General features: G+C 49.7%; 10 protein-coding genes. 5 read left to right on the forward strand and 5 right to left on the reverse strand.

All coding sequences use genetic code 11. The features are described 5' to 3' along the window. The first annotated feature begins 6 nt into the window (after positions 1-6). Positions 7-1,047, forward strand: a complete 1,041-nt coding sequence (locus tag LN737_RS06515; RefSeq protein ID WP_405517250.1) for a sugar phosphate isomerase/epimerase — start codon at positions 7-9, stop codon at positions 1,045-1,047. A gap of 77 nt (positions 1,048-1,124) precedes the next feature. On the opposite strand, the gene LN737_RS06520 is transcribed toward LN737_RS06515, so the two are convergent. From LN737_RS06520 to LN737_RS06540, 5 genes are all read right to left on the reverse strand, one after another. Beyond that, the gene (locus tag LN737_RS06520) at positions 1,125-3,743 is read right to left on the reverse strand and encodes a PQQ-dependent sugar dehydrogenase (protein WP_405517252.1); all 2,619 of its coding nucleotides are present in this window, start codon (positions 3,741-3,743) and stop codon (positions 1,125-1,127) included. A 14-nt stretch (positions 3,744-3,757) separates the two neighbouring features. Next, positions 3,758-4,006 carry a hypothetical protein gene (locus LN737_RS06525; RefSeq protein WP_405517254.1) on the reverse strand — a complete coding sequence of 83 codons (249 nt, stop codon included), beginning with the start codon at positions 4,004-4,006 and terminating at the stop codon, positions 3,758-3,760. A gap of 58 nt (positions 4,007-4,064) precedes the next feature. Then, positions 4,065-5,054: a sugar phosphate isomerase/epimerase gene (locus LN737_RS06530; protein ID WP_405520330.1), complete on the reverse strand. Its 990-nt coding sequence runs from the start codon at positions 5,052-5,054 to the stop codon at positions 4,065-4,067. Positions 5,055-5,223: 169 nt separating this feature from the next. Beyond that, complete coding sequence (locus LN737_RS06535) at positions 5,224-5,826, reverse strand: YceI family protein (protein WP_405517255.1); 603 nt, start codon at positions 5,824-5,826, stop codon at positions 5,224-5,226. A 212-nt stretch (positions 5,827-6,038) separates the two neighbouring features. Continuing rightward, positions 6,039-8,663 (reverse strand): TonB-dependent receptor domain-containing protein, encoded by a 2,625-nt coding sequence (locus LN737_RS06540; RefSeq protein ID WP_405517257.1) that lies wholly within the window; start codon positions 8,661-8,663, stop codon positions 6,039-6,041. A gap of 254 nt (positions 8,664-8,917) precedes the next feature. On the opposite strand from LN737_RS06540, the gene LN737_RS06545 reads away from it, so the two are divergent. From LN737_RS06545 to LN737_RS06560, 4 genes are all read left to right on the forward strand, one after another. Next, a complete protein-coding gene (locus tag LN737_RS06545) occupies positions 8,918-9,985 on the forward strand; it encodes a sensor histidine kinase (RefSeq protein ID WP_405517259.1) in 1,068 nt (355 codons plus the stop codon). After that, complete coding sequence (locus tag LN737_RS06550; RefSeq protein WP_405517261.1) at positions 9,982-10,749, forward strand: LytTR family DNA-binding domain-containing protein; 768 nt, start codon at positions 9,982-9,984, stop codon at positions 10,747-10,749. Before LN737_RS06545 ends, LN737_RS06550 begins: the two co-directional genes overlap by 4 nt. Positions 10,750-10,874: 125 nt before the next feature. Continuing rightward, positions 10,875-11,180 (forward strand): ferredoxin, encoded by a 306-nt coding sequence (locus LN737_RS06555; protein WP_405517263.1) that lies wholly within the window; start codon positions 10,875-10,877, stop codon positions 11,178-11,180. Positions 11,181-11,269: 89 nt separating this feature from the next. After that, positions 11,270-11,959, forward strand: a complete 690-nt coding sequence (locus LN737_RS06560) for a YjjG family noncanonical pyrimidine nucleotidase (RefSeq protein ID WP_405517265.1) — start codon at positions 11,270-11,272, stop codon at positions 11,957-11,959. Positions 11,960-11,967 lie beyond the last annotated feature (8 nt).

The following is an 11,967-nucleotide window of genomic DNA, read 5'->3' on the forward strand; positions in this document are numbered from 1 at the left end:
ATAATCATGAAAAACCAGCATACACGTCGTCAGTTTTTGGGGGCCACCACCGCTTTAGTTGCGGGGGCCGTGGTCGGTAGCAATAAATTATTTGGTGCGCCTACTCTTGTTCGAAGCTTGGGTGAAAAGCCAAATTCACTGGTTAAAGGTGTACAGATCGGTGTTATTACATATTCATTCCGGGATATGCCCGACCAAAGCGCCGAGGCTACCTTGCAGTACGTGCTGGATAGTGGTATCAATGCGATTGAATTAATGGGCGGCCCTGCCGAAACCTTTGCGGGTGCTCCTAAGAATTCGGTTGATATGCGGGCGATGTTTCCGCTGATGAGAAAGCGACGCGAAAACCAGACCCTGACCGATGATGAGCAGAAACAACTGGCCGATATGGAAGCACAGATGAAGGCGTACCGGGAGGAGGTAGCCAAATGGCGGCAATCGGCATCCATGACGAAGTTTGAGCAGGTACGTAAAATGTATAACCAGGCGGGCGTAACGATCTACGGATTCAAACCGGACGCGTTCGGGATGCAAAACTCTGACGCTGAAATTGACTATGGCATGCGGGCGGCCAAAACATTAGGCGCCAATCAGGTTACGCTTGAGCATCCAGCCAACGACGCGCATACACTTAAATTAGGCAAGATGGCCGAAAAGCATGGGATACGTGTTGGGTATCATGGGCATGAACAGCAAACGCCTACGTTCTGGGATACCGCTCTGGCGCAATCGCCGGGGAATGCCATGAATTTTGATTTAGGTCACTATGTTGCGGCTGGTCAGCCCGATCCGCTTGGGTTGATCCGACAGAAACACACCCGTATCGCCAGTATGCACATTAAAGACCGGCAGACGCCGGCGCACGGAAAAGGAAATCTGCCGTGGGGACAGGGTGATACGCCCCTGACCGACGTACTGACGCTGATGCGGGAACAGAAATATACCTTTCCGGCTACGGTTGAACTGGAATATCAGGTTCCGGCCGGTTCCAGCTCCGTTGCTGAAGTGAAAAAATGCCTGAACTTTTGCCGGAACATTTTGGCATAAACTACCCCTAAATACAAAGAGACGTTGCTTAAGTGAAGCAACGTCTCTTTGTATTTAGGGGTGAACGAGCCTTTAAACTATTCTTTCGCCTTAGCGACTTCCTTGACTTTATCCATGAATTTTATCGTCGACAAACTCATCAGAGGCTGAATTGATTTAGCATCGCTGTTTTTAAAGACGAAATACACATCGTGCCTCCCTTCGGTCGGTTTCAGATTCAGGAATACCGGCGGCCGGGCGAACGGATTACGTGGGGCAGGGGGCGGAGTCGGTTTAGTATCAGAAGTACCTGCTGATTGTCCACCCGCTGAGTTCGCAGCATTACCGGCTGGTTTTGCGCCAGATTCCATCTGCGCCATCAGCTTTGCCATGTCGACTTCGGGGGCTAATTCAACCATTGATTCCCCAATAACCGGACCCGTAGGCGAATCGATATGCACTTCAATCATACCACCCGCAGCGCCTTCCCGACGTTGGGCGGCAGCCGTTAGTTCGAGTTGTTTGATTCCCGTCAGGTCCAGCTTCCGAAAACCGATGTACGTATTGGTATAAGGAATCACATTTTCACCTTTCCCCATACCTTTTGCCTTCACGTCAGCGCCGTGGATGATCTGTGCTGAGGATGCTTCCAGCTGAGGGCTACGTAGTATCAACAATTGTTCAGATGTCTGCGCCGGTACTTTTGCTGCTCCCTGATCCGTATAGGCGGCTCGTACCAATACCGATCCTTTGCCGTTGTCACCTTCAGGAAGTTTGACCGTGTATGTTCCCTGCAAGGGCAGGCTGCTCAGCGTTTTATCGTTGATGTGAAGAATATACTGAACCAGATTGCCGGCATCAGCTACCGACATCGCCGGATGGCCGGGCATCGCTACGTCGCCCCATACGCCAACGCCACCCTGGCGTATTTTGGCGACCAGCCGGTCATGCGCTCCGGCGTCACCGTTATATTTTGTCGCAATGGCTGTAAAAGCCGGCCCTACCGATTTGGTGCTGATCTGATGACATACTTTGCAGTCACTCTGGTTGATAATTGACTGAGCCACGGCGTATTGCGTGGAGGCATCGACACTACGTTGCCCCTGAACGACTTCGGCATAATCAAATCCTTCTGATGTATAATCGATGCTCATGGCTACCCGCGCCGGGTTGATCTTCTTCGTTGCCAGACTGCCATCTTCCTGATCGTCAACCTGAACCGCATACTGGATGGGCTGATTCGGGAAGAAGAACGTCTGGTTGCTGGTCAGATTGATGGTAACGGCGGGGGGCGCGTTGCCAGCGATAATTTTCAACGACTGACTGTTCGATGCTCCTTTGGGATCAGTAACGGTTAATGTCGCCGTGTAAACGCCTGCTTTGTCGAACGTAACGGATGGATTTGCGGTCGTAAACACGCGCGGAGATACGCCCGGCGAGGTAACTTTCCACTGATACGTTAGCTTGTCGCCGTCGTTGTCTTTACTCCCATCCGCCAATAAAGAAAGCTGTAGCGGAACGGTTCCGCCCTGTTTGCTGGCCGAAGCCTGCACAATCGGTTTCCGGTTTCCGCCGTTGTACTCAATCCGCACCAGTTTGGCGTTATCGCTTTTGCGGAACCAGTTGCTGCCATATTCGAGTACGTAGAGATCGCCATCGGGGCCGAATTTCATATCGATGGGTTCAACAGGGTGGTACCCCGGCAGGAACCGCTCCATCGATTTGTAATTCCCATTGGCATCCATACTGATTGCCATAATCCAGCCGCGTGAAAAATCAGTAGCGAGCCACTTGCCTTCAAAATAAACGGGCCAGGGGCGCTTCGCACCTTTGAAGTCAGCCTGACGGAAGATGGGGCCACCCGTTGCCGACCGGGAACCCGTACCAACCAATGGAAACTCTTCCGAAACGGCGTAGGGGTAATAGATAAACGAAGGAGCGACCGGAGGCAAATCGGTCAGTCCGGTATTGTTGGGAGAGTTATTGGCCGGATGTTTCGGGTCTTTCTTGTCCAGCGGCTTTTGGTTGGCGTAATCGAAAACAGGGAAAGCCTGTTCATTGCCCACAAACCACGGCCAGCCAAAATTACCGGGTTTACGCCCCTGATTCAGCTCATCATAACCACGCGGACCAATCTCCGAATCTTTCGTTGCATCGGGTCCAACTTCGCCCCAATACAGAAAACCCGTCTGGCTGTCCATGGAGATCCGCCAGGGATTCCGGTGCCCCATCGAATAAATTTCAGGACGGGTTTTTTCGGTGCCTTTCGGAAACAGGTTTCCGTCGGGAATGGTATACGTACCGTTGGCTTCGGGATGAATGCGAAGGATTTTTCCCCGCAGGTCGTTGGTATTTCCGGCATGGCCCTGATCGTCCCAGCTGCTACGGCCGGGTCGCTCGTCAGTTTGGGCCGCCTGCTGATTACCCGTATTGTTACCGACGGTCAGGTACAGATTTCCAACTTTATCCCAAACCATTCCACCACCGGTGTGACAACAAACCTCGCGTTGCGTCGGCACTTCAAGCATTACTTTTTCGCTCTGAAGCTTGCTGTCGCGTAGTTCCCAGCGAGTTAGAATGTGTTTTTTCTCGGTTGGGTGGGCGTAATACAAGTAAATCCAGTGATTCTGGTCAAACTTGGGGTCAAGTGATAGACCCATCAGGCCTTCTTCCGCTTCCGACACGCGCCCTTCGGCTGAAGTGTATTTGGTATTCACCGGAATGGTCGCAATCAGATCGACCGTTTTGGTTGTCGGATCACATTTTTCAATGTGCCTTTTCGCTCAATGATAAACGCTGAACCGTCTTTTAGTACTTCAAACGCCATCGGCTCATCGAGATCTTCGGCCACAACGACGGGCGTAAAGCGCGTTTCATCAGGCTTGGTCGGATTGTCCTGTACCACAAAGGACGCCAATCCCAACAGGACAATAGTGTGCAGACACAGCGTAAGCGGCTGCGGTAGAAATTTAGACCACATAATCAGTAGGGGAGAAAGATACGTACCAACAACCCCGAGACTGTTGGTTCATGAAAGGCTAAGCCAGTATTTTATTGAGATTTGAATAGCTCGTCGTGATGCTGTCGATGCCTCCTGGAGCCATATCCTGTTCTACGAAAAAGTACTTTAGCCCAGCTGTCTTAGCCGCTGCGAAAGCCCGTCTGAAATCGACTACGCCGTTGCCGACTTCGGTTATTGAGTTTTTATCGGCCTTGATATCTTTAATGTGCCAGAGTGGGAACCGACCCGGATGCTGCTTGAACAATTCGACCGGGTCTTTGCCCGCTTTGGTTGCCCAGGCTAAATCCAGCTCCATCTTGACCAGATCTTTGTCGGTTTGCGATAAGATGAGTTCATAAGGTGTTTTGCCTCCTTCTACTGGGTCGAATTCGGTTGAGTGATTGTGATAGGCAAAACCGATTCCGGCTTTTTTGGCCGCTTCGCCCGTTTTCTGAAATACCTCAATCGATTTGTTGATTTCGTCTACCGTAGCGACCGGCGTACTGGAGCAAACTAAATACGAAAGTCCGCCTTCTACAGCATCATCAACGAGTTGCTGATAATTGTCGCGCAGGTTCAGCATAGGCGGCATTTTTGAGAAATCCATTGGCGGACGTTGCGGTGGGGCTTGCCCACCCGCGGGTTGACCGCCAGCAGCAGGAGCACCGGTGGCGGCAGGACGTGGAGCCGCAGCGCGCGGGCGGAAAGGGGCACCACCGGCATGGTGAGCGCGCCAGGTCATGCCCAGCCCCGATACCAGCGCTTTGAATTCTTTGGCGGTGTATCCATAATAATTACCCCGTAAACTGAAAGCGGACTCCACTTCTTTGTAGCCAACCGCAGCAACTTTTTCCAGCGTACTTTTTGGGTCTTCGTTCATCAATCCGAAAAGCGTGAAAAGCTGAATGCCAATGGGTGGAGTAGCAACGGCTGAAAACAAATTAGTCGCCTGAGTAAGCTGGGGTACGACCAGACTGCCAAGGGTAAGTGCACTGGTGTTCCGGAGAAACTGTCTTCTGGAGTTCATCATAGATTGGGAAGAAATCGGACGAGTTGTATTCTTTAGATTCTGTAGGATCAATAGACTATTAAACTGGTACGTACTAAAAAGGCAGATTTAGATTCTATGGCTGGACCCTGGACTCGTTAAGTCAATCAAAATCCATAGACGCTAAATCTGCCCAATGTTATGTCTGTTATTTTTTGGCGTCGGCGGTAGCGGCAGCCTGTTTGGTGAACTCGCCGTTTGCCTTAAGCTCAACCTCTTCACTAACAACAGCCACAGGGATGGTGCCTACGTTAAAATCCGAGCGTTTCAGGGTGCCCGTCATTTTGAAACCCACTTTATCCTGCTTGCCGCGCGGACTATCACTTGTTATTGGGCCGTTCATCACTACGTCCATTGTAACGGGCTTCGTCACACCGTGCATGGTCAGATCGCCGGTTACTTTATACTTTTTGTCGGCAGCTTTTTGGAACGATGTGCTTTTGAATGTCAGAGTTGGATATTTAGCTGCATCGAAGAATTTATCACTTTTCAGATCACCATCGCGCCGTTCGTTGCCCGTATCAATGCTGTTGACATCGCCCGTAAATTCAAAGACAGCATCAGAAAGATCAGGCTTGTTCGAGGTGATTTTAGCGTCGAATGTTCTGAACAGACCATCCACTTCCGATAGCATCATGTGCGTAACGGTAAAGCCAACTTTAGAGTGGGCCTTGTCGACCGCCCAGGTGCCTTGGGCGTAAGTAGCTGAAGCAGTAAATAGGGTAGCAACGACAAATACGAATGCTTTCATGAGTTTAAAAATTAAGTGGTTGAAAAGTTAAAGAGATTGAGAAATTGGTTATTGTAAGTTATTAAGAATCCTCGATTTTATAGTAACTTATGTAACGTCCAGATTTTTTTATTCTGAGTATTCTATCGATTCTGTTCGTTCAATTTTCTGATTTTCAATGGCTTGAATGAACTTTGTAGAATCTATAGAGCCTTACGTTATCTTCCTGCGGCTTATCTGGGGCGGCCACCTGCCGGAGCAGCCTGCGGTTGTTGATCGCCACCGCCTTCACCACCTTTTACGTCGTCGTTGCTAACCGAACGGGCTTTCTTACGCGTTTCTTCGAAGGTCATTTTGCCGATGCGGTACGTGAACGTCAGTTTCACGTTTGAGTTGTAGAGATGGTTGACGTTCACCTGAGAAAGCAGGGGCGAATTCAGTGTCGTGCGCATCGTTACACCATTGCCAACGAAGTTTTCTGCCGCCAGGCCAATGCTGCCTCGTTTGCTGGCCAGATCTTTCCGAATCCCTAACGAGTACATGTAGAAGCTGCCCATTGTACCCTGCAGTTGTGGATTTGGTCCTCTGAAGAAGCTGAACACCTGAGCGCTCCACCCCTTGTTCATCTGCAACTGGCTCATTAACCGACCACCAATGCTGATACCGGAGTTTTCGATAGTCATCGACTTGCCGTCAGTACCCGGCGTTGTGCCTTGCAAATACATATAATAGGCGTCGACTCCGCCATTTACGCTCCATTTCGGGGTCAGGTTGGTGTTGAAAAAGACGTTGGTGCCTATGGTGCGCTGTACGCCGATGTTCTGGAACGTAGTAATAATGGCGCCTGCCGGATAGGCAGAGTTCGTCGTGTCGGCCGGGATACGTACCTGCGTGATCGCGTTGTCGGTTAACCGCCCGAATATGGATGCATTCAGGTAGGTTTTCTTAATGGTCGAACTTAGGCTTAACTCAACGTTGTCGGTTAGTTCCGGGCTAAGGTTCGGATTTCCCTGCATAACCATCAGCGGATTGGCGGCATTGACGTTCGGGTTCAGCTGTTGCAGGCCCGGCCGCTGAATCCGACGGTTGTATGCTGCTTTCAGGGTCGAACCGCCCTTCAGGCCTTTCGATACGTTGATGCTGGGTACCAGATTGCCATACGCCGGAATATTCAGCGGTTGTGTTTCGTCAGCCTTTGCCGAAATGCCTGTATGTTCATAACGAGTACCCACTTTGAAGGTGTATTTACTTGGCGTTACGTACGTATACGAGATATAACCCGCCCCGATGTTCTGGTCGTAGTTGAGCGACCCCGATGGACTGGCCGGATTATAAACCAGTTCGCCCGTGCTGCCACCAATTTTATATTGATAGTCGCTGTCTACCTTCCGCATGATCGCTTTTACCCCAAATTCCAGCAGCTGGTTTTTCCGGATAGGCGTTTGATAATCCGTCTGAATCGTGAATTCCTGGTTGGTATTATTGTTCAGGTTCTGCTGGCGGCTCGTCAATATGCCCGTCTGGTCCAGAATGTTCGCGTAAAAATTATTAACCAGGCTCGTGCGGCTGTACTGAGTCGAAATGCTCCACTCCTGCTGAGGTTTGAACGTACGGATGTAATCCAGGTTCATATCTACTGAATTGGAAAGGTCCTTCCGATCCACATCGCGGTTGTTCATACTCTGTAGCACATCGCCAGCGTAAATACTGGTCAACTGGTTCTGTTGCTGAACGAAATTGCGCGTACCGAATCGCACGTTGGCCGAAAGCGACTGATCTTTCGCCAGATCGTAATCGAATCCCAGTGTATACTGCCCGAACAAAGGTTTATCGAAGGCTGTATTCTGCTGACTGGTACGTAACAATTGCGAACCCACCAGCGTTGTCTGATCCAGCGTCGATGACGCACGGTTGTACATAGTCCGGCCAAAACCACCTAACGTAATACCCAGTTTGCCCTGCCGGTACGAACCATTCAGACCCAAATTTGAAGCCCGTAAGCCTACTCCTGCATCAACGTTCAGCGTCAGACCGTGTAGCGTATTCTTTTTGGTGATAATGTTGATAATTCCGGCGGCACCTTCGGCATCGTACTTGGCTGATGGACTGGTAATTACCTCCACAGACTTAATCATGTCGGCGGGTAGTTGCTTCAGGGCATCGGCTACGTTTGCGGCTACAATTGTCGAGGGCTTGTTGTTGATCAGCACCCGAATGTTCTGACTACCGCGTAAGCTCACATTACCGTCCAGATCGACGGACAGCATCGGTACGCGTTTCAGTACGTCCGAGGCATCGCCCCCTTTGGCGGTCATGTCTTTATCGGCATTGAAAACCAGCCGGTCCACTTTTTCTTCAATTACGGCTGCCTGACCCGTTACTACAACTTCGCCCAGGGTGCGGATGTCGGGAGAAATCTTTACTGAACCCATGTTGAGTTCGGTGCCTTTCGCAATGGTAAACGCTTTAGAATCAAGATTTTTGTAACCGATGAAGGAATACTGAAGCCGGTAATCGCCCGGAGCCAGTTTGGTCATTGAAAAGTTTCCTTTTGCATCCGACGTAGTACCGTCGATAGGTTTGTTGGTTTTGGTGTTGATCAGTGCAACGGTGGCAAATTCGACCGGCTTACCCGAAAGTGAATCGACCAGCAAACCTGTTATTTTGCCGTTCCCTTTTGGAGTGTCTTCGGCCAGTCCCGTAAATTCTTTTTTACGTCGGGTATCCTGATTACCAAAGCCGCCTGGTCCACCAGGCCCGCCACCCGGAGGCCCAAACTGAGCGTAGGTTGATTGGATTTGGGTAAAACCGCTCCAAAGGCCAAGCGTTAGAAGTAGAAATAGTATTTGCTTTTGCATCGTCAGGCAGATTACAGATTGATGCAACAAAGCAACGCGTCTTTATTTAATCCAAAAAATGCAATAGACCGAAAGGCGTAAAGTGTCGGCAGATCGGCTATTTCAACCGATGAAAGGCTTCTGGTATCCTGACTTTATCCAATCGGGTCGTTCGTCGGTTAAAACCCGTGACTCATCGGGAAACTCTGTGTATGTGACGATTAGCGAGGCAATTCTGTACTTTTTCCCCTAAACTTGTACCTTTCCCGACGACAATGGCCACTACTCTTATTTCCCGTCGCTACGTTCCGCTGCTGATTCATGTGCTGGGATGGATTTTGATGGGGTACCTGCTTTTCTTCTATCAGTCGCTGAATTCCGAGATTCAGTTTCCCCGCTTATTCTGGGTCAGGCAGGTAATCTTTTTTGGGCTAATGGTCGGTGTGTTTTACTTCAATTCGCAATGGCTGGTACCCCGGTTATTTCTCCAGGGACAAACTGGCCGATTCATAACGGCGCTGCTGGGGATAGTCTGTCTGGTACTTGCCGTAATCTGGTTTCTGGAATACAGTTTTAATCTGTCTGTACTGATGCACCGGGCTTTTCATCCCCACGGCGGAGGACACCCTAAATCGTTCGGATGGATTCAGCCGACGCTGTTCACCATTATTCTTGTATTGGGAATTAGCACCAGCATTGCCATGTCGCAAAAGTGGCAGGACGAAGCCAATTTCCGGACGGCACTGGAACAGGCGAAAACGACTTCTGAGTTGTCTTTTCTGAAGGCCCAGATCAACCCGCACTTCTTTTTCAATACGCTCAACAACATTTATGCGCTTACCCTGCTTGATGTAGAAATGGCCCGCGAGGCTTTGCATCGGCTTTCGCGTATGATGCGCTACGTGCTCTACGAAACTCAGTCGGGCACTACGTTGCTCAGCAAGGAAATCGCCTTTCTGAGCGATTATATTCAGCTTATGCAACTTCGTCTGACAGATAAAGTGTCGGTTACGCTGGATACGCCATCCCCCCTGCACGATCAGCCAATTGCACCGATGCTGTTTCTGCCCTTTGTCGAGAATGCGTTCAAACATGGCGTGAGTACGTTAGATCCTAGCTGGATTCGGATCAGCATTCAGCAGCATGATCGTCAGTTGTTTTTGGATGTCCGGAATACGTTGTTCAGTCAAAAACCACAATCATTAGAGGTTGGCAATGGTATTGGCCTAGTCAATACGCGCCGACGGCTCGACCTGCTTTATCCGGGTCAATACGCGCTGGAGATTGATGATCAGAACTCAGCGGGCGAATACCACGTACACCTAACCCTCAACCTGGCATGACGCTTTCCTGCATCGCTGTCGATGATGAGCCTCTGGCGCTCGGGCTGGTTTGTGCCTTTATTAAAAAAACGCCATTTCTGACCTTGTCGGGCCGATTTAGCAGTGCTGTAGAAGCCTTACAGTATTTATTGCAGCATCCGGTCGATGTTATTTTTCTGGATATACAGATGCCTGACCTGACCGGGCTGGAACTGGCGCGTGTACTGGAACGTAGCAACCGGGGAATGAACACAACCCGGATTATTTTCACCACAGCTTTTGATCAATTTGCTCTCGACGGTTTCCGGGTTGATGCGCTGGATTACTTGCTGAAACCTTTTAATTACGAAGAGTTTTTGCGGGCGTCCAGCAAGGCAAAAAATTATTTCGAGCTAATACAACGGCCTGATCCTGCGCCTGCTACGGTTGTCATTTCTGCCAACGCTCCGGTGGACGTAGCAGATGATTATTTATTTTTAAAAGTCGAATACCAGTTAGTTCGGGTGGCCTATAACGATATTCTGTACATCGAAGGCTTGAAAGATTACGTAAAAGTTTACCGGCAAAGTGATCCGTCAAAACCGCTGCTGTCGTTAACGAGCCTGAAAACCCTGGAAGAAAAATTACCTGCCCGCCGGTTCATGCGGGTACATCGCTCCTTTATTATCGCCCTCGATCACATCAGCGCCGTTACGCGAAATTCGGTACAGATCGGCACGACCACCATTCCAGTTAGCGATCAGTACAAAGATGTTTTCGGCGAGTTTATCAGTCGCTGGCTTTGATCTACACCCTGGATAAGGCTGGTTCCTCAGGCTAATTTTATGAAAAAGCGTAGCAAGCTGATAAAACCAGTGGCTATGACATGGGGTTCGTTACGTACCTTTGAGTACGAATTCAATCAGAACCTATGAAATACAAAAAGCACGTTTTTATTTGCAATAACCAGAAACCAGCCCCTAAAAAATCCTGTGGGGAAGTGCATGGCAATGAATTAGTCGATGCCTTCAAAGCGGCCCTTGCCGAGCGGGGACTCCTCAAAGAAATGCGTGCCCAGCGGACCGGCTGTCTGGATGCCTGTGCATTTGGCCCGGCTTTAGTCGTTTATCCGGAAGGGACGTATTATGGTAATGTACAACTTTCTGATGTGGCTGAAATTGTAGACAGCCACCTGGTCAACAACCAGCCGGTTGAGCGGTTGAAATTAGATTTTTAAGCCACTGGTCAATTCGCTTCGCTGTCATTAGCGATTAGTCATAGGTGCATCAATGACAAGTAACCAATGACTATTGACCGATCCCTATCATGTACAAGCATCTTTTTTTCGACCTCGATCATACGCTCTGGGACTTTGATCGGAACTCGGCAGAGTGCCTTGTCGAATTGTTTGATACGTTCCGACTGGCCGATATCGGTATTCCATCGGCTGAAGAGTTTAGCCGACATTTTATCGATATCAACAAAAAGTTGTGGGCCGATTACGACAGGAATCTAATTGAACATACGTATATCCGAAAGCACCGTTTTCCACTGGTATTTCGGGCCATGGGTGTCGATGAGGGCGCTGTTCATGCGGATCTGAATGTCGAATACCTGAAGTTGTTACCGCGTAAGCCCCACCTGCTCGAGTCAGCGCGAGAAATACTGGATTACTTGCAGGGGCGTTACGTCATGCATATCATTACCAACGGGTTTGCCGAGATTCAGGCGATAAAGATGGATAGTGCCGAAATCGCACATTATTTTACGCATGTCATTACGAGTGAAAAAGCGAACGCGAAGAAGCCTGACCCACTTGTATTTCAATACGCCATGGAAATCAGTGGCACAACAGCCGCTGAAAGCCTGATGATCGGGGATAATTACGAAGCCGATATTCTGGGGGCCAAAGGAGTAGGACTTGATACGGTTTTTTACAACCCACAGGGCATACCTGTCGATGATAAACCCACGTACGATATCCGCCACTGGAATGAACTGATGGCGATTTTATAACGGATTCT

Source organism: Spirosoma sp. KNUC1025 (assembly GCF_045160025.1).
Classification (GTDB): Bacteria; Bacteroidota; Bacteroidia; order Cytophagales; family Spirosomataceae; genus Spirosoma.

Bases quoted from the DNA above. Each gene is read 5' to 3' on its own strand.
- LN737_RS06515 (WP_405517250.1), top strand. From the start codon at position 7: ATGAAAAACCAGCATACACGTCGTCAGTTTTTGGGGGCCACCACCGCT.
- LN737_RS06525 (WP_405517254.1), bottom strand. From the start codon at position 4,006: ATGTGGTCTAAATTTCTACCGCAGCCGCTTACGCTGTGTCTGCACACT.
- LN737_RS06530 (WP_405520330.1), bottom strand. From the start codon at position 5,054: ATGAACTCCAGAAGACAGTTTCTCCGGAACACCAGTGCACTTACCCTT.
- LN737_RS06535 (WP_405517255.1), bottom strand. From the start codon at position 5,826: ATGAAAGCATTCGTATTTGTCGTTGCTACCCTATTTACTGCTTCAGCT.
- LN737_RS06540 (WP_405517257.1), bottom strand. From the start codon at position 8,663: ATGCAAAAGCAAATACTATTTCTACTTCTAACGCTTGGCCTTTGGAGC.
- LN737_RS06545 (WP_405517259.1), top strand. From the start codon at position 8,918: ATGGCCACTACTCTTATTTCCCGTCGCTACGTTCCGCTGCTGATTCAT.
- LN737_RS06550 (WP_405517261.1), top strand. From the start codon at position 9,982: ATGACGCTTTCCTGCATCGCTGTCGATGATGAGCCTCTGGCGCTCGGG.
- LN737_RS06555 (WP_405517263.1), top strand. From the start codon at position 10,875: ATGAAATACAAAAAGCACGTTTTTATTTGCAATAACCAGAAACCAGCC.
- LN737_RS06560 (WP_405517265.1), top strand. From the start codon at position 11,270: ATGTACAAGCATCTTTTTTTCGACCTCGATCATACGCTCTGGGACTTT.